Genomic DNA, 16,763 nt, shown 5'->3' on the forward strand with positions numbered 1-16,763 from the left:
CGCTACCTGCGCACGGCCCGCTACGAACAGCCACAACCCCGCAACGCAGCGGCCATCACGTCCAGCGCCGGCCGCACCTCGGTCTCCGGGTTGCGGTCGCTCGCGGACATGAACGAGAACACGAGCACCCGTCCGTCCACGTCGACGACCATCCCGGCGAGCGCGTTGACGCCGGTGAGCGTGCCGGTCTTGGCCCGCACCCAGCCCTTGCCGTCCGCCGCCGCGCCGCCGTAGCGACCGGCCAGGGTGCCGCTGCCGCCCGCGACCGGCAGGGCCGTCAGCAACGGCCGCAGCTTCGCGGTGCGCGGGTCGTCCAGCGTGGGCTTGGCCGCCGCGGTGAGCACGTCGGTGAGCAGCTTGGCGGGGATCTTGTTCGTGGCGGACAACCCGCTGCCGTCCACGAAGGTCGCCCCGGTGAGGTCGAACCCGTTCTTGGTCAGCACGTCCCGCACGGCCTTCACGCCGCCCGCGAACGACGGCTCGTTGCCCGTCTTGATCGCGATCTCGCGCGCGATCGCCTCGGTGAGGACGTTGTCCGAGATCTGCATCATGTTGTCGACGAGCTGCTCGACCGGCGCCGACTTGATCTCGCCGAGCACCGGCGCGCCCTGCGGAGCCGCGACCGCCGTGGCTCCGGGGGCCCCGATGCGCTGCGCGAACGCGTCCGCCGCCGCCTGGGCGGGGCTGCCGGTGCGCACGCCGTTGACGTTGGACTGGTCGACCCTGCCGCCGTCGAGCATGAACGGCACGATCGGCGCGACGGAACCGCCCGCGATGTCGGCCGTCTCCCACTGCGGGCCGAGCGGCTCGCCGACGTACCGGCTCAGGTCGAACTGGACCTTGCTGACCGGTCCCTTCGCCTTGACCTGGTTGACGAGGTCGTCGAGCGTCGCGGCGCCGGGGTAGACCGACTTGCCGGGCGCGCCGGAGATCGTCGGGTCGCCACCGCCGACGATCACCACGGTGCCGGGCTCCGCGCCCTGGACGACCTTGGTGCTCAGCTGGTCGGTCTTCTCCAGGCTCAGCAGGGCCGCGGCGGCCGTGAGGATCTTGAGGCTCGACGCGGGGGTCGCGGGCGTGGTGTCGCCCCGCTGCCACAGCGCGGCACCGCTGGCCGGGTCGATGACGCTGCCGGTGAGCGTGCCCAGCGCGCCGTTGCCCGCCGGTCCGGCGAGCGCCTGCTGCACGCCGGCGGCGGTCGGCGCCGGACCACCCGCGTTCGCGGCCTTCACCAGCGGCTGGACGACCGCCGGTGCGGCAGGGGGCCTGGTCTCGATCGCCTTCGTGCCGCCGAACTCGTTGACCGCGTAGACGGTGGCACCGGCGAGGGCCGCGACGACCAGCAGGCTCAGGACCACGAAGAGCGGCTTGCGGCTCTTCGAGGGCTCGTCGGCGGTGAGGCGGTCCTCCGGTTCCTCGTCGTAGCCCGTGACGGGGAGGTCGCGGGGCTCCTGACGCGGCGGCTCGGCGCGCGGCGGTTCCTGACGCAACGGTGGCGGCGGGGCCAGGAGCTGGTCGACCCGCCTGGTCTGCTCTGGCCGCTGCTGGCGGCCGGCCTGCTGTTCGGGTCTGACCGCCTGGTCGAACCACGACTGGTCGCCGTCGGGCAGTTGGTCGACCCGCGCCGTCTTGGCGGGCGGGACCGAGAGCTCCGTCGTCCGCTGCTCGGCCTTCGGCTCGATGCGCACCGGAACGGCCCGAGGTTGGCCGACTTCCGGAGCAATCGGGCCGTGAGACTTCCCACCGGGGTTCCCGCCGGAGGGCCCACCCGAGACGGGCTTAGGTCCACCGGGAGCGCCGGGGGCGGGCGCGGAGCCGTTCGGAACGTTCGGAGCGGAACGGACGGGCGACGAACGCAGGGGCTCCGGAGTGGACGGTGCGGCGAGGACGGAGGCGAGCGGGAACCGCATCGTCGGCTGATCCACGGACGGGCGGCTGACCTGCACAGTCGGCTCGGAGGGCGCGGCATCTGAATCGATGTCGTCGTCCTCGGTCGGCCACTGGGGGTCGTCCGGCACAGCGGCCTCCGTCAGTTCGGTACGGGCAATCTCACACCCACCAACCACCGCTCCGGTGAGGGTTGACAAGGCGTTGTGGTCCACACTAGTGGGCATCACGAATGGGCTACATGAGCGAGGACCAGTGGAATTCGACGTCCTGATCGAGATCCCCAAGGGCGTGCGCAACAAGTACGAGGTGGACCACAAGAGTGGCCGCATCCGCCTCGACCGCACGTTGTTCACGTCGACGCAGTACCCGGCCGACTACGGGTTCATCGAGAACACCCTGGGTGAGGACGGCGACCCCCTGGACGCCCTCGTCCTCGTCCAGGAACCGACGTTCCCGGGCTGCCTGATCGCCGCTCGTGCGATCGGCATGTTCCGCATGACGGACGAGAAGGGCGGCGACGACAAGGTTCTGTGCGTCCCGGCCAACGACCCGCGCCACGAGCACCTGCGCGACATCCACCACCTGGCGGAGTTCGACCGCCTGGAGATCCAGCACTTCTTCGAGGTCTACAAGGACCTGGAGCCGGGCAAGAGCGTCGAGGGCGCGTCCTGGGTGGGCCGCACCGAGGCCGAGGCCGAGATCAAGCGCTCCTACCAGCGCCTGAAGGACGCCGAGGCACGGGGCGAGTCTTTCCACTAGGCACGCACGCGAAAGAGGGGGCCGCTCGGAGCGGCCCCCTCTTTTTCGTCGTTGCGAGCGTCAGACCGCGAGGGTCTCCGCGTCCGCCACGCGCTCCAGACCCGACTTGGTCGAGAGCGGCTTCTCGCGCAGGAACCACACGAGGACGAACGCCGCGATCATCACGATGCCGCCGGTCAGGAAGACCGTGTCGATCGCGCTGGAGAACCCGTCGAGGAACGGCTTCGCCAGCACCGGGTCGAGGCCGTTGAGGAACTCGGTGTTGTTGATGTCCACACCGCCCCCGCCCTGCAGCATCTTCGCGAACTCCGGGTTCTGGCCCAGTGCCGCCCTGAACGCGTCGGTCTGCGCGGCGGCCCGCAGGCCGTCGGCGATCTTGCCGCCGACCGTGCTGAACAGGATCGACAGGAACACCGCGGTGCCGACGGTGCCACCGATCTGGCGGAAGAACGTCGCCGAAGCGGTCGCCACGCCCATGTCACGCGGCTCGGCGTCGTTCTGGATCGCCAGGAGCAGCGTCTGCATGCACTGGCCGAGGCCCGCGCCCATCAGGAACATGTAGATCATGACCTGCCAGGTCGGCGTGTCCGTGCCGATGGTGCTGAGCAGGAACAGCGCGATCGCCATCAGTCCGGCGCCGATGATCGGGAACACCTTGTAGCGCCCGGTCGTCGACGTGACCTTGCCGGCGATCGCGGTGGCCGACATGATGCCGAACGTCATCGGCAGGAGCAGCAGACCCGCGACGGTCGGCGTGACGCCCTTGACGATCTGCAGGTACAGCGGGATGGAGACCATGCCGCCGAACATGCCGATGCCGAGCACGAAGTTGATCGTGTTGCCGAGCGCGAACGTGTGGTTGCGGAACATCCGCATCGGCAGCAGCGCCTCGTCGCCCATGCGGTTCTCGACCCACACGAACGCCACCAGGCCCAGCACACCGATCACGTACATGGCGATCGACAGGCCCGACGCCCAGCCCCACTCGCGGCCCTGTTCGGCCACGATCAGCAGCGGCACCAGGCCGACGGTCAGCGCGATGGCGCCGCCGAAGTCGATGCGGTGGTTCACCCGCTGGTGCGGGATGTTCAGCACGCGGGCCACGACGAACAGCGCGAGCAGCGCGATCGGGACGTTCACGAGGAACACCCAGCGCCAGCCGGTGACGCCGAGGAACGAGTCGAGACCGGCGAACACACCGCCGATGACCGGGCCGAGCACGCTGGCCGAGCCGAAGACGGCCATGAAGTACGCGGAGTACTTGCTGCGCTCACGCGGCGAGATGATGTCCGCCATGATCGCGAACGCGAGCGACATCAGACCGCCGGCGCCCAGGCCCTGCACCGCGCGGAACGCGGCGAGCTCGTACATCGACGTCGCGATGCCCGAGAGCAGCGAACCGGCCAGGAACAGCGTGATCGCCGCGAGGTACATCGGCTTGCGCCCGTAGATGTCCGACAGCTTGCCGTACAACGGGGTCGTGATGGTCGCGGTGATCAGGTAGGCGGTCGTCGCCCACGCCTGCAGCGTCTGGCCGTGCAGCTGGTCCGCGATGGTCTTCATGGCGCTGGCGACGATCATCTGGTCCAGCGCCGCGAGGAACATGCCCAGCAGCAGGCCCGACAGCACCGTCATGATCTGGCGATGCGTCAGGGAAACCCCTGGCGTGGGTGTCGCATCGGTTGTTGATGACATTTCTAGTCTTCCCCTCCTGCGCGGGTCCCCATCCCGCGGTCGGTCATGAACGACGGAACCGTGCGCTCGTAGTCCTGCACGAAGCGCTCGAACAGCTCCGCGAAAATCTTGAAGTCCTCTTCCGGCCAGTCGGCGAACATCCGCTCGATGGCCTCGTTGCGCTGCCGGCGCCGGTTCTTGATGAGCGTGCGTCCCGCCTCTGTCACCGCGAGAACGCTGGCTCGACCGTCTGCCGGGTCAGCGTGCCTCTCCACGAGCCCGTCCTTGACCAGCGCGGCCACCTGCCGGCTGACCGTGGACGGGTCGGAGAGCACCGCCTCCGCTAGCGCACTGGAGCGGCATTCACCGAGACCGGAGAGCGTCGCGAGAAGTACGAAGGCGGACTTGTCCATGCCCTGCTTGGCCATCTGGTGGCTCATCTGGGCGTGCATCTTGTTCAGCCGGACCATCGCCATGCCGACCCGGTCCGCGAGCTCGTGCTCCGGATCGATGCCGGTGGCAAAGCCTGTGCACCTGCCCGGATCCACCATCTGACACCTCGTTGCTTGTATCACCCAACTAGTTGCTCGGTACAAGCATCCATCTCGGTCCACCGGATTGCAAGTGAGTTTCAGGTCTCACTCCACTGTGGAGTGCTATGGGCGCGGCGAGTAGTTGTTACTGATGGGTAGCCGGTCGGGTTACTCGCCGGTAGCATCCGTTCCCATGAGCCAAGACGTGTCGTTCGTCGCCGACGCCATGAAGCAGGCGGTGCCGTACGTGAAGACCACCGGCATCGAGTTCGAGGAGGTCACCGCAGGTCGCGTCGTCGCGTCACTGCCGGACGAGCCGACTCTGCACAACCACATCGGCGGGCCGCACGCCGCGATGATGTTCGGCCTCGGCGAGTCCACGTCCGGCGCCGTCGTGATGGCCGCGTTCGCCGCCCACCTCGGCAAGGCCACGCCGCTCGCCGTCCGCGCGGACATCTCCTACAAGAAGATCGCGATGGGCGTGATCCGCGCGGAGGCCGTGCTGGGACGGTCCGCGGACGAGGTCCTGGCCGAGCTGGAGTCCGGCACGCGGCCCGAGTTCCCCGTCACCATCACGATCACCAACGCCGAGGGCGTGACGACCGGCGAGATGGTCGTCGTCTGGACGCTGAAGCCCGCACGCTGAACTGGGCATCTCCGTATTTCGGTTCGGAATCCCGGTGAACCGATCCGATCCAAATACGTAACCTTGGCCACACCCCGTTCCGAGGGCAGTATGCGGAGCCATGTCGGGGTGGAGAACTGTGGGCGGAGTCGTGCTGGTCCTGCTCACCGCGGGATGCGCGACGCAGGTGCAGCAGTCGAGGCCGGTCGCCGTCGAGAAGCCGGCCGAGGACACGCCGGTCGCCTCGTCGGCGACGGTTCCGCCCGCCCAGCTGGACATCAAGGTGACGTCGATCGTCGACGGCCGCGCCGTGATGCTCTCCGACGGCTCGAAGGCCGAGGTCAGCGGCCTCGCCCAGCCGGGACCGTGCTGGGCGGAGGCCGCGGGCAGCTTCGCCAAGGCCATGCTGCTGAACCAGCAGGTCCGCTACGACAGGACCACCGGCGCGCTCAGCCTCGCCGACGGCACGGACTACGCGTTGCTCGCGCTGGGCAACGGCGCCGGCCGCACCGCGGGCACCCCGACGCCCGCGCAGAAGGAGGCGGAAGGCGCCGCGCAGCGCGTTCCGATGGGCCTGTGGGGCGCGCCGTGCGTCGGCAAGGAGACCCTGGAGACGTCGACGCCTCCTCCCCCGCCGCCACCGCCCACGACGACCACCACCAAGCCCAAGACGACGCCCACCACGCCGAAGCCCGTCTTCTACGCGACCTGCGACGACGTGCGCCGTGCGGGCAAGGCGCCGCTCTTCTGGGGCCAGCCGGGCTATCGCGTCGAGCTCGACGCGAACCGCGACGGCATCGCGTGCGACCCCCGGTACGGGTTCCGGTGAACCAATAGCCTCAGCGGCATGAAGCTGGACAACGCGGCCGTCGACTACACGCCCGGTGAGGCCGGGGCCATCGCGAAGCGGGCGGAGGACCGGGGCTACGACGGGTTCTGGCTCGCCGAGACCAAGCACGACCCGTTCCTCGCGCTGGCCGGTGCCGCCGCGGCGACCGACCGGATCGAGCTCGGCACGGCGATCGCGGTGGCGTTCGCGCGCAACCCGATGACCGTCGCGACCACGGCGAACGACCTGCGGCTGCTGTCGGAGGGCCGCTTCAACCTCGGACTGGGCTCCCAGGTCGAGGCCCACATCACCAAGCGCTTCTCGATGCCGTGGAGCAAACCGGCGGCGCGCATGCGCGAGTTCGTGCTGGCGATCCGGGCGATCTGGCACGCGTGGGAGACCGGCGAGCGGCTGGCGTTCCGCGGCGAGTTCTACAGGCACACGCTGATGACGCCGTTCTTCGACCCCGGCCCGAACCCGCACGGCACCGCGCCGATCTACCTCGCGGGCGTCGGCGAGCGGATGACCGAGGTGGCGGGCGAGGTCGCGGACGGCTTCCTGTGCCACAACTTCACGACCGAGAGGTACCTGCGCGAGGTGACGCTGCCGGCGCTGGAACGCGGCCGGGCGAAGGTGGGCAGGTCGTTGGAGGGCTTCGAGATCAGCGGGCCCGTGTTCGCCGCGACGAACGAAGCGGAGATCGCCGACGTGAAGCGGCAGATCGCGTTCTACGGGTCGACGCCCGCGTACAAGCCGGTGCTGGACCTGCACGGCTGGGGCGCGCTGCACGAGGAGCTGCACCGCATGTCGAGGCGGCAGCAATGGGCTGAGATGAGCGAACTGATCACGGACGAGGTGCTCGCCGAGTTCTGCGTCCTCGGCTCCCCGGAGACCGTCACGGCCGCGCTGCTGGACCGCTACGGCGACGTCGTCACCAGGATTTCTCCGTCAGGACAGGTGCTTCAGCTCCCGGAGAAGTGACTGAGCCCCGCCCGTGCGAGCTCGGCGTGGAACGCGTCGAGCTCGGCGCGCACCCTGGCGACACCCCGCTTGCGGATCCACCGGCGTCTGCCGACGTTCGCCGCTATCAGGGCGAACGGCATGGCCAGCAGTGTGAGCACGAGCATCATGATCATGTGTTGTCTCCTCAAGGGTTGCGAACGTGCAACGACCAATCGAGACATCGCTTACGGTACCGGCTCCAACGCCACCCAGGTGGAGCAAAGTCACCGACAGCAACTCAGTTCTTGACTAATTTTGTTTTCGGTGTGACGCTTGCGCCATGTTCGAAGTGGCGGTGATCGAGGACCCTTCCGCGGCCGAGGTGTCGCTGGACCCGGTGCGGGCGCGGCTGCTCGCGGAGCTGGTGGAGCCCGGATCGGCGACGATGCTCGCCGCGAAGGTCGGGCTGCCGCGGCAGAAGGTGAACTACCACCTGCGCACGCTGGAGCAGCACGGCCTGGTGGAGCTCGTCGAGGAACGGCGCAAGGGCAACGTGAACGAGCGCCTGCTGCAGGCGACCGCCGCGTCCTACGTCATCTCCCCGACGGCGCTCGCGGCCGTGCAGCCAGACCCTGCGCGGTCGCCCGACCGGTTGTCCGCCCGGTGGTTGCTGGCGGTCTCGGCCAGGCTGGTGCGCGACGTCGGCACGTTGATCACGGGCGCGACCAGGGCGAAGAAGCGGCTCGCGACCTTCGCGCTCGACGGCGAGGTGCGGTTCGCCACGGCGGCCGACCGCGCGGCGTTCGCCGAGGAGCTGGCCGGCTTCATGACGCAGCTGGTCGCCAAGTACCACGACGAGCAGGCAGAAGGAGGGCGTCCGCACCGAGTCGTCGTCGCCCTGCACCCGAGCGTGAACGCCGCCAAGGAGGAGGAGTCGTGACCCACGAGTTCGAGATCAGCAAGGAAGTTCTCGTCGACGGCACCCCGGAACAGGTCTGGGACGCCATCGCCACGGGACCGGGCATCGACTCGTGGTTCATGGGCCCGCACACCGTGGACGGACGCGTCGGCGGCCGCATGACGCTCGACCTGGGCTTCTTCCAGGAGGCCTCGACGATCACCGCCTGGGAGCCCGGCAAGCACCTCGCGTACCAGAGCGACAAGGGCGAGGACGGCACGTTCCACGCCATGGAGTACCTGATCGAGGGCCGCGACCAGGGCACGACGGTCCTGCGGTTCGTGCACACCGGCATCCTCGCCGACGGCTGGGGCGACGAGTTCGTCGACCAGCAGTCGAAGGGCTGGGACATGTACCTGTTCACGATGGCGACGTACGTCGAGCACTTCGCGGGCAGGCCAGGCACGTACGTGTTCGCCCAGTGGCCGGAGCAGCCGGAGGGCGCCGACAACTGGCCGGTGCTGCTCGGGGCGCTCGGCATCCCGCAGGACGCGCGGGTCGGCGACGAGGTCACCCTCGAACCGTTCGGCATCAACGGCGTCGTCGACTACGTCGTGCTCCACGACCTGCACAACTTCCTCGGCGTGCGCGGTCCGGAGGGCATCTACCGGTTCCACGGCACCAACGCCGTCGGCCACCACCTCTTCGGAGACGCGACCGGCCAGGCGGAGAAGTGGCAGGCGTTCCTGACTCAGACGTTGGGCGGGCAGACCTCGTAGACGTAGTCCTCGTGCCCGTACGGCACGATGTTCCGGTCGCGGCGGATGACCGACACCCGTCCGCCGCGGTCGGCGCAGGACTTCCGGAACCCCTCGTCGGTGTACTCGATCTGGAAGAAGTCGTCGCCGAACGCCTCGGCGTAGGAACCGCACTGGTCCTGCGCCTCGCAGTCCTCGGTGATGGCGAAGTCGAAGCCGATCTCCTTCTTGCCCGCCGTCCCGAGTTCGGCCGCGTTCTTCTGCGCGACGGCGAGCCCCTGCTCGTGCGCGTACCGGACGAACGCCTTCATGAACTCCTTGGTGGCGTTGAGGTCGAACGCCCCTTCGGCCCGCGTGTAGGAGTCGAGGTTGTCCGGCTCGACCCCCTTGAAGAACGACGTCTTGCAGTCCTTGATCCACTTCTTCTGGATCTCGAGAATCCGGTTCCGCTTCTCGCCGGTGGAGATGTCGAGGATGCCCTCCTGCCACTCCGGGTCGATCGCGATCTGCCCGTCCTTCTTCTTCACCAGCAGGTCGTCGTGGTTCGCGCGCCACCAGTCGAGCCCGCCGTTCGCGCCGTTCGGCTGCGTCTGCAGGGCGTTGAGGTAGCAGATGTTGTAGCGCCGGCCGTCCACGATCTTGCTCCGGTCCCGCACCACGATCTTGACGGGCACGTCGGGCTGGTAGGTGCCGCCCAGCTGGTAGTCGAGCTGCCCGCCGGCAGGCGGCTTCTCCCGCGGCGGCAGCTCCGGCCCGCCCGAACACGCCGCGACGAGCAGCACGGCGACAACGGGCTTCATCAGGGTGCGGAGATCCACGTGTTCGACGACCTCTTCGAGTCGGGCGAGCGGACAGCCTGCTCCACCAAGTGTTGCACCGGCGTGAGGCCGTTCGTGGCGGCGCCGGGACGCCGGAGTTAGGCCGTTGGGCGGCCATGGCGAGTCTCGGGGCGGGTATTCCAACGCCATGCGGTGGTTGCTGCTGATCATCCTGCTGACCGGCTGTTCCGCGATACCCCTGTCCTCCGCCCCCCAGGTGGACCGGGTACCCGAGGGCACCCTGGACGCCGTTGCCGCGCGCACCTCTCTCGCGGCACTCCCCCTGGCCGCACCAGGCCGTCTGGACGGCTACGTCCGCGACTGCGACGACGGCAAGGCCTGCGTGTTCGGCCAGCCGTGGTTCGACACCGACGGCGACGGCTGCGACCAGCGCAGCCAGGTCCTGGCGCGAGACCTGACCGGCGTGGAACGCAAACCGGGCCGCTGCGGCGTCCAGGCCGGCACGTTGGACGACCCCTACACCGCAACGCAGGTGACCAGCGTGTCGAAGATCCAGATCGACCACGTGGTGCCGCTGGCGGAGATGTGGCGCAGCGGTGCGGCGGGGTGGGCGCCCGAGCAGCGTCTGGCCGCGGCGAACGACCTGCGCAACCTCGTCGCCGTGTCCGGGAAGGTCAACCAGTCGAAGAGCGACAAGACGCCTGATGAGTGGATGCCGCCCAATGACGGGTACGCGTGTTCTTACGGGCGGATCTACGTGACGGTGAAGGCGGCTTACAAGCTGTCGGTCGCTCCGGCGGAACGGTCGGCACTGGAGCAGGCACTCACGACGTGCGGTTGAGCTCTTCCTCCGCCGCGGCCCGCCGTGCGGCCCACTTGCGGTTGATCTCGTCAGGACGCTTGTGTCCGGACTGGACGAAGTTGCCTTCTTCGTCGGTGACGTCGATGTCGTACGAACAGTTCTCGACGTAGATCGTCATGTTCTCGATCCCGTCGGCGCGCTCTTCGTCGTTCGCGTGGTACTCGACGTCGAAAGCGAGTTCATCACCCGTGTTGTCCGTGCGGATGCACAACTTCTCGCCGCGTTCGAGCCAGCGGTCCTCGCCCTGCGGTTCGAGCCAGACGACGAGCCACCTCGACGAGCCGTTCCTCACGTGCATCACAGCCATGAGAGCAGCCTAGACAAAGCAGAAGGGCCAGGTCAGCGAATGACCTGGCCCTTCCGCCTCACCGAGCCGCCTATCGGAATCGAACCGATGACCTGCTCATTACGAGTGAGCCGCTCTGGCCGACTGAGCTAAGGCGGCGAGACGCGATAACTATAACCGACCCGCAAGCGCGTTACTCACGGGGGTCAGGTTCGTTGTACGGACCGTGACTGACGTCACCACCTCCCCACCGCCGAGGAGACGGTTCATGCGCCGATCGTTGTCCGTGCCGCTGGCCGGGATGCTGCTCGCGCTCGTCGCGGCGCCTGCCCTCGCCCAGCCTCCGACCACGCCGGTGCCCGGTCCACGTGATCCGAACCAGCCGCCGGCCTCGTCGCCGAACGGGCCGCAGCCGCTCGCGCATGCCGTCGGGGATGCCGGGACCGGGTTGAGCGTCATCCGGCTGGGGCCGCAGGGGGTGCCGACGAGCACGATCCTGCCCGGGTTCGGTGAGCAGTTGCCGAAGCAGTCGGTGACCGAGTTCGGGCTCGGGCTGGCGAGTGCGCAGGTCAACACCGAGGCGTTCCTCGCCACGGAGCGGGTGGTGACGCAGGCGAATCCGTTCGGGTTCGCGGTGGCGGGGCGGTCGCCGCAGTCGCCCGGCACGTTGGTGCAGACGGCGATTCCGGACAACCCTCAGCCGACGAACGGTGGGTTGCCGATTCCGGAGACGCCGCTCGCGAAGCTCAAGGTGCTCAACGGCAGCGTGCACGCGCGGTGGGACGAGAAGGTCGGGCCGTGCGTCAGTCCGCTGGCCACGTCTCGCACTTCACTCGCGGGCCTGGAGGTGCTGAGCGCGTTGCCGGCCGAGGTGCCGTTGCCGGTGAAGACGAGTCTGATCAGCATCCCCGACACGTTCGAAGCGAGTTCCGTCGTCAAGCTCGTCGACCTGCCCGGCAGCAAGAACAAGGCGGTCGAGTCGACGTCGACGATGCGCGCCGTCAGCGTCGAGCTGGCCGGTGGCATCCGGATCGACGTGGCCAGCCCGCCCACGCTCACGGTCACGGCGACCGGGGACGAGGCCACGTCGAAGATCGCGTACACCGCGCCCGTGCTGAAGGTCAGCCAGAACGGCAAGGACCTCGGCACGCTGGACGCCGCCCACCCGACGCTCGACATCCCGCTGCTGCTGGACCTGGTCGTGGTCAAGCTGCAGATCGCCGGGCTCAACGAGAAGAAGGCGAGCTTCTCCGGCAACGGGTTCAGCGGGTTCCAGCTCGGGGCCACGGCTCGGATGCTCGACGTGCAGGTGCTGCCCACGGACAAGCTCAAGCTGCCGAACCTGCCCACGGCGCTCGCGCAGATCTCGCTGGGCGAGCAGATCGTGCGCGCCGCCGCGCCGCAGGGTGGCGTGATCTGCGGGACCTCGCAGCCGCCGCAGACGAACGTGCCGCAGCAGCCCGGCGCACCGGCCGCGCCGCCCAAGGGTGCGCCGCCGCTGGCCTACACCAACGCCGCCTACAACTCGATCCCGCTGTTCTGGACCGGCACGGCGTTGCTGCTCGCGGGTGTCGTGGTCTTCGCGGCGCTGCCGGCCAGGGGAAGGACGGCGGCGGGCAAGCGCTGAGCTCAGCCGCGCCGGTTCTGCTGCGACTCGACCGCGTCGAACAGCTCCCAGCCGTCGAGTTGCCGGGCCTCGGCCTGCCACCCTCGGGCGGAGGCTTCGTCGAGCAGTGCGCGGATCACGCCGGGCCGGTTGAGGTTCAGGCTGCGCCCGTCGCTGTGCCGCACCTGACCCGCGTGCATGAACCCGTCCGCGACGAGGTGCCCGCCGCCGGCCTGGAACACGACGACGAGTTGCCCCGGCGCGCCGTCGCGACGCAGCCGCACCACCTCGCGGCAGCCGTCCTCGCAGGAGTGGCGGACCGACCAGACGAACCGGTCCGCGCCGATCAGCAGTGATCTGGCAGCGCGTCTCGCCAACGAGATCAACTCCCGTGCAGGTCGAGCAGGCGGGCGATGTCGTGGAACCCCGCAGGGCACGCCGACACGACGGCCTCGTGGCCGCTGGCCGTCCTGGCGTACTGCAGCAGGAAGTACGGGTCGATCAGGTCCGGGTCGTAGATGTGCGCCTCCACGACCACGCCCGCCTCGTCCTCGCAGCAGAAGTGCGGGTCGTGCCAGTGGACCCACCACGTGCGGCCGCCGACCTCCACCTCGTCGGGGATGTCGTCGTCCTCGTCGGGGTTCGGCAGCGCGGCGACCAGCGAACGGGCGACAGCCCGGAACTCGGCGATCAGCCGCTCCAGCTCCGGCCGGAGCTGATCAGCCACGGTGCAGGGTCGTCACCATCGCCTCGACGGCGATGCGCGGCTTCACGTTGACCTCGATGGCCTCCCTGCAGGCCAGCACGGCCTCCAGCCGCCGCAGGATCGACTCGGCCGACCACTGCGCCGCGGCCGTCCTGGAGTCGCTGGCCCGGTCCGGGTGCATCAGCGCGGCCTCGGAGCCGGTCCTCACGACCAGCGCGTCGCGGTAGAAGCCGGCCAGGTCGACCAGCGCCATGTCCAGCGAGTCGCGCTGGGTTCGCGTGGCGCGCGACTTCTGGCGCTTCTCCAGGTCCTTCAACGCGCCCTTGGCGCCGCGGGTGGCGGCGGCGGTGCCCTTGCCGGTGCCGCCGGCGCCCATGGCGGTCTCCAACGCCTCGCGCTCGGCCTCGTTGCGGGCCTCGTTGGCGGTGGACGCGTCCTCCTCGGCGGCCTTGATCAGCTCGTCCGCGCAGGTGAACACGTCGGCGGGCTTGCGCAGCGCCAACGGGATCCGCAGCACGGCCTCGCGCCGGGAGCGGGACTCACCGTCGGCGGCCAGCCGCCGTGCGCGGCCTACGTGGCCGCCGCACACCGAGGCCGCCCACTGGGCCATCTCCGGCGAGATGCCGTCCACGTCCTCCAGCGCCGAGGCGATGGCTGCGGGACGGGGTGAGCCCAGCGACACCAGGCGGCAGCGCGACCGGATGGTCACCGACACGTCGTCAGGGTGGTCGGAGGGCGCGCAGAGCAGGAAGACCGTCCGCTCCGGCGGTTCCTCGACGGCCTTCAGCAACGCGTTGGCCGCGCCCTCGGTCAGGCGGTCCGCGTTCTCGATGATCACGACCTGCCACCGGCCGGAGGTGGGGCGGCGGGCGGAGATCTGGACCAGCGCCCGCATCTCGGCGACGGAGATCGACAGGCCCTCGGGTGCGACAACGCGCACGTCGGCGTGGGTGCCGTGCAGCGTGGTGCGGCAGCCGGTGCACTCGCCGCAGCCCGGGCGGTCGTCCGTCACGACGCACTGCAGCGCGCCGGCGAACGCGCGGGCGGTCGACGAACGGCCTGAGCCGGGCGGGCCGGTGAAGAGCCAGGCGTGGGTCATGACGCCGGGGGCGGGGGTGCCGCCCGCGACGATCACGGCCGCCGCCTCCGCGGACGCCGACAGGGTCGCCACCGCGTCGGGCTGGCCGACAACCTCGTCCCACACGCTCATGGGTTCAGTCTTCCAGCGGGGTCAGACAGCGGCTTCGGGGACCGGGCGCTTGCGGGCCGCCAGCAGCGGGACGACGGCGGCGCGGACCCGTTCGGCCACCTCGTCGGCGTCGCCCTCGGCCTCGACGACCAGGTAGCGGTCCGGGTCGGCGGCGGCCATCTCGCTCAGCAACCGCTGGACGCGCCAGTGGTGTTCAGGGCCGATGCGCTTGCCGTCGACCCCTGGCCGGTCGAGCAGGATCGTGAGGTCCGGGCGCAGGCGGCCGGTGGCCCAGTCGACCAGGCCTTCGAGCTCCTGGTGCTCCAGCGAGCTCGTGGCGGTGAAGTGCGCGAGCGGTGAGTCGACGTAGCGCTCCATCACGACGATGGAGCCTCCGTCCAGTGCGGGGCGCACCTGCCGTTCGACGACATCGGCGCGCACGGCGGCGGCCACGAGGGCCTGGGCGCGCACGCCTGCCAGTTCGGCGGACGACAGCATGGTGCGCAGGCGGCGTTCGTCGTGTTCGGGGTCGGCGGCCAGCAGCACGTCCAGGCCCTCGGCGCGCAACACGGCCGCCAGGCGCCTGGCCTGCACCGACGTGTCCTCGCGGGTGTCGCCCTCGACGGCGATCAGCATGCCCTTGGTGTGCCGGCGGCCGCGGATCGCCGCGAACAGCGACGACAGCACCGGCTCCTCGCGGCGGTCGTCCATCTGACGGTACGCGACGAGGCCCAGCACGATCGCGATCACGGCACCGCCGAGCATCACCGGACGGCTCGCGTCGACCTCCATCGGGTGGCCGAACACGCTGACCTGCCGCTTCTGCAGCAACGTGAGCAGCAGCGGCGCGCCGGCCGAGGCACCGAACAGCACGACCTTCAGCAACGTCTGGATCAGCGCGACCGTGCGGCCGCGCATGTCGTCCTCGACCTGCGAGCCCACGATCGTGAGGCCCGTCAGGAACGCCACCCCCGCGCACGCACCGACCAGCGCCACCGTCAGCAGCGCGATCCACAGGTGCGGAGCGAACGCGACCAGCGCGAGCGAGATGCCGGCGAGCACGATCGTGACGCCGAACAGGCGGTTGTAGGCGAGGCGCTGGGCCAGCCGCGGCGCCGTCGCCATGCCGACCGCGAGCCCGAGGAACACGGCCACGAACAGCAGGCCGAACGTCGAGGCGCCGCCCAGCAGCGACAACGCGTAGAGCTTGGCCGTCCCGATCACGACACCGGCCGCGGCGAACGCGCCGATCATGCCGATGAGCAGGCCGCGGACCAGCGGCGTCTTGCCGGCGAACTTCAGGCCGTCGCGGAACATCGCGACGAAGCCTGGCCTGCCCTCGTCGTCCTTCTTGCGGGTCGACGAGACACGGCCGGAGAGCTCCGGCAGGCGGGTCGCGACCAGGATCGCCGAGCTGAAGTACAGCAGGCCGTTGATCATCACCGCGATCGTCGCGACGCTGAACTCCAGGTTCCCGCCCTGCAGGTTCAGATAGCCGGGGATGCCCGAGATCAGCGAGTACAGGCCGAAGCCGCTGATCGTGGAGATGCCGTAGGTCATCACCAGGCCGAGCTGGTTCGCCGACTCCACCTGGTCGGGGCGGCGCAGCAGGTTCGGGACCGCCGACTCCTTGGCCGGGATCCACAGCATCGCGCAGCAGCCGACCAGGAAGTTCGCGACGAAGAGCCAGATCGGGGAGCCGACCAGCGCGATCGAGACGAACAACGAGCCGCGCAGGACGTCGCAGATCACCATGACCTTGCGGCGGTCGAACTTGTCCGCGAGCACGCCGCCGATGGGCGCGAAGAGGATGCCCGGCAGCAACTGCGTGAGAACGACGAGCGGCAGCGCGAACGACTGCCACTCGTAGCTCTTCATCATCGTGGAGACCAGACCGGTCAACGCGAGCAGTGACAGCCAGTCACCAACGCTGCACAGGTAGGTGACGAGCCAGAGCCGCCGGAACGGCCGGATGGCGAGTACCGATCGAAGCCGGTGAACCGTGGACACGCTGGACTGGGCCTGCCCTGCCTGGCCTGCCTCGGTCGCCGGTGTGTCCGCGTCCTGAATTTCCGTCACCCCTAAGTCGCCACTCCCGTGCGGTCAGCGTAACCGGATGTGGTGACCCGGGAAGCGGGACTCACAACACGGCTAGCTGAAGATCGCCCCGAGAACACCGACCAGTACCAGCACGAAGAACGCGATGACGACCAGGCAGCCGATGAACGCGGCCACGCCACTCGTCTGCTGGGCGGGTTGCTGCTGTTGCTGTTGTTGTTGCGGCGCAGGCATTTGAGCGAACGCCTGGTAGGCGGGAGCGAACTGCTGCGGAGCGTACTGGTGGGGAGCCCGCTGCGCCTGCGGACGCGGTCGCCGGCGCTGTTCCCGCTGCATCTGCGTGTAGATCGCCTGACGCATCTCCTCCGT

The 16,763-nt window shown here is 69.5% G+C and carries 19 protein-coding genes and 1 tRNA gene; 8 read left to right on the forward strand and 12 right to left on the reverse strand.

The features are described 5' to 3' along the window. Positions 1–20 precede the first annotated feature (20 nt). The gene (gene dacB, locus ACFWN2_RS42905) at positions 21–2,018 is read right to left on the reverse strand and encodes a D-alanyl-D-alanine carboxypeptidase/D-alanyl-D-alanine-endopeptidase (protein WP_382436411.1); all 1,998 of its coding nucleotides are present in this window, start codon (positions 2,016–2,018) and stop codon (positions 21–23) included. Positions 2,019–2,142: 124 nt separating this feature from the next. Between dacB and ACFWN2_RS42910 the strand changes: the two genes are divergently transcribed. Further along, complete coding sequence (locus ACFWN2_RS42910; protein ID WP_285647754.1) at positions 2,143–2,649, forward strand: inorganic diphosphatase; 507 nt, start codon at positions 2,143–2,145, stop codon at positions 2,647–2,649. 60 nt (positions 2,650–2,709) lie between these two features. On the opposite strand, the gene ACFWN2_RS42915 is transcribed toward ACFWN2_RS42910, so the two are convergent. Both ACFWN2_RS42915 and ACFWN2_RS42920 read right to left on the reverse strand, forming a co-directional pair. Then, positions 2,710–4,344, reverse strand: a complete 1,635-nt coding sequence (locus tag ACFWN2_RS42915; RefSeq protein ID WP_382436412.1) for an MDR family MFS transporter — start codon at positions 4,342–4,344, stop codon at positions 2,710–2,712. 2 nt (positions 4,345–4,346) lie between these two features. After that, on the reverse strand, positions 4,347–4,874 hold the full coding sequence (locus ACFWN2_RS42920) for a MarR family winged helix-turn-helix transcriptional regulator (RefSeq protein WP_382436413.1): 528 nt from the start codon (positions 4,872–4,874) through the stop codon (positions 4,347–4,349). A gap of 175 nt (positions 4,875–5,049) precedes the next feature. Here ACFWN2_RS42920 and ACFWN2_RS42925 point away from each other — a divergent pair, with 175 nt between their 5' ends. The 3 genes from ACFWN2_RS42925 (at position 5,050) to ACFWN2_RS42935 (ending at position 7,291) form a co-directional block, all read left to right on the forward strand. Further along, positions 5,050–5,502: a DUF4442 domain-containing protein gene (locus ACFWN2_RS42925; RefSeq protein ID WP_382436414.1), complete on the forward strand. Its 453-nt coding sequence runs from the start codon at positions 5,050–5,052 to the stop codon at positions 5,500–5,502. Between the two features lie 118 nt (positions 5,503–5,620). Next, on the forward strand, positions 5,621–6,310 hold the full coding sequence (locus ACFWN2_RS42930) for an excalibur calcium-binding domain-containing protein (RefSeq protein WP_382436415.1): 690 nt from the start codon (positions 5,621–5,623) through the stop codon (positions 6,308–6,310). An 18-nt stretch (positions 6,311–6,328) separates the two neighbouring features. After that, positions 6,329–7,291 (forward strand): TIGR03617 family F420-dependent LLM class oxidoreductase, encoded by a 963-nt coding sequence (locus ACFWN2_RS42935; RefSeq protein ID WP_382436416.1) that lies wholly within the window; start codon positions 6,329–6,331, stop codon positions 7,289–7,291. Here ACFWN2_RS42935 and ACFWN2_RS42940 read toward each other — a convergent pair. Further along, positions 7,273–7,446: a hypothetical protein gene (locus tag ACFWN2_RS42940; RefSeq protein WP_382436418.1), complete on the reverse strand. Its 174-nt coding sequence runs from the start codon at positions 7,444–7,446 to the stop codon at positions 7,273–7,275. The genes ACFWN2_RS42935 and ACFWN2_RS42940 overlap by 19 nt on opposite strands. A 146-nt stretch (positions 7,447–7,592) precedes the next feature. Between ACFWN2_RS42940 and ACFWN2_RS42945 the strand changes: the two genes are divergently transcribed. Both ACFWN2_RS42945 and ACFWN2_RS42950 read left to right on the forward strand, forming a co-directional pair. Further along, positions 7,593–8,192: an ArsR/SmtB family transcription factor gene (locus ACFWN2_RS42945; protein WP_382436419.1), complete on the forward strand. Its 600-nt coding sequence runs from the start codon at positions 7,593–7,595 to the stop codon at positions 8,190–8,192. Beyond that, the gene (locus tag ACFWN2_RS42950; RefSeq protein ID WP_382436420.1) at positions 8,189–8,929 is read left to right on the forward strand and encodes an SRPBCC domain-containing protein; all 741 of its coding nucleotides are present in this window, start codon (positions 8,189–8,191) and stop codon (positions 8,927–8,929) included. Before ACFWN2_RS42945 ends, ACFWN2_RS42950 begins: the two co-directional genes overlap by 4 nt. Here ACFWN2_RS42950 and ACFWN2_RS42955 read toward each other — a convergent pair. After that, entirely contained in the window at positions 8,902–9,726 is an 825-nt protein-coding gene (locus ACFWN2_RS42955) for an endo alpha-1,4 polygalactosaminidase (protein ID WP_382436421.1), read from the reverse strand. The genes ACFWN2_RS42950 and ACFWN2_RS42955 overlap by 28 nt on opposite strands. Before the next feature lie 148 nt (positions 9,727–9,874). On the opposite strand from ACFWN2_RS42955, the gene ACFWN2_RS42960 reads away from it, so the two are divergent. Continuing rightward, entirely contained in the window at positions 9,875–10,528 is a 654-nt protein-coding gene (locus ACFWN2_RS42960; RefSeq protein WP_382436422.1) for an HNH endonuclease family protein, read from the forward strand. On the opposite strand, the gene ACFWN2_RS42965 is transcribed toward ACFWN2_RS42960, so the two are convergent. Beyond that, the gene (locus tag ACFWN2_RS42965) at positions 10,512–10,856 is read right to left on the reverse strand and encodes a hypothetical protein (RefSeq protein WP_382436423.1); all 345 of its coding nucleotides are present in this window, start codon (positions 10,854–10,856) and stop codon (positions 10,512–10,514) included. The two genes, ACFWN2_RS42960 and ACFWN2_RS42965, sit on opposite strands and share 17 nt — an antisense overlap. A gap of 64 nt (positions 10,857–10,920) precedes the next feature. Continuing rightward, a tRNA-Thr gene (locus ACFWN2_RS42970) sits at positions 10,921–10,994 on the reverse strand. A 109-nt stretch (positions 10,995–11,103) separates the two neighbouring features. Here ACFWN2_RS42970 and ACFWN2_RS42975 point away from each other — a divergent pair. Beyond that, on the forward strand, positions 11,104–12,462 hold the full coding sequence (locus ACFWN2_RS42975; protein WP_382436424.1) for a hypothetical protein: 1,359 nt from the start codon (positions 11,104–11,106) through the stop codon (positions 12,460–12,462). Positions 12,463–12,464: 2 nt separating this feature from the next. On the opposite strand, the gene ACFWN2_RS42980 is transcribed toward ACFWN2_RS42975, so the two are convergent. The 5 genes from ACFWN2_RS42980 to ACFWN2_RS43000 form a co-directional block, all read right to left on the reverse strand. After that, positions 12,465–12,818 carry a hypothetical protein gene (locus tag ACFWN2_RS42980; RefSeq protein WP_382436425.1) on the reverse strand — a complete coding sequence of 118 codons (354 nt, stop codon included), beginning with the start codon at positions 12,816–12,818 and terminating at the stop codon, positions 12,465–12,467. A 5-nt stretch (positions 12,819–12,823) separates the two neighbouring features. After that, a complete protein-coding gene (locus tag ACFWN2_RS42985; RefSeq protein ID WP_382436426.1) occupies positions 12,824–13,168 on the reverse strand; it encodes a hypothetical protein in 345 nt (114 codons plus the stop codon). Beyond that, the gene (locus tag ACFWN2_RS42990; protein ID WP_382436427.1) at positions 13,161–14,357 is read right to left on the reverse strand and encodes a DNA polymerase III subunit delta'; all 1,197 of its coding nucleotides are present in this window, start codon (positions 14,355–14,357) and stop codon (positions 13,161–13,163) included. The genes ACFWN2_RS42985 and ACFWN2_RS42990 overlap by 8 nt, the downstream gene beginning before the upstream one ends. A gap of 21 nt (positions 14,358–14,378) precedes the next feature. Continuing rightward, positions 14,379–16,406 (reverse strand): bifunctional MFS transporter/dTMP kinase, encoded by a 2,028-nt coding sequence (locus tag ACFWN2_RS42995; protein ID WP_382436468.1) that lies wholly within the window; start codon positions 16,404–16,406, stop codon positions 14,379–14,381. Positions 16,407–16,487: 81 nt separating this feature from the next. Next, entirely contained in the window at positions 16,488–16,754 is a 267-nt protein-coding gene (locus tag ACFWN2_RS43000) for a hypothetical protein (protein ID WP_382436429.1), read from the reverse strand. Between the last annotated feature and the right edge of the window lie 9 nt (positions 16,755–16,763).

It is taken from the genome of Lentzea sp. NPDC058436 (assembly GCF_042721515.1).
In the GTDB taxonomy this organism is placed as follows: domain Bacteria; phylum Actinomycetota; class Actinomycetes; order Mycobacteriales; family Pseudonocardiaceae; genus Lentzea.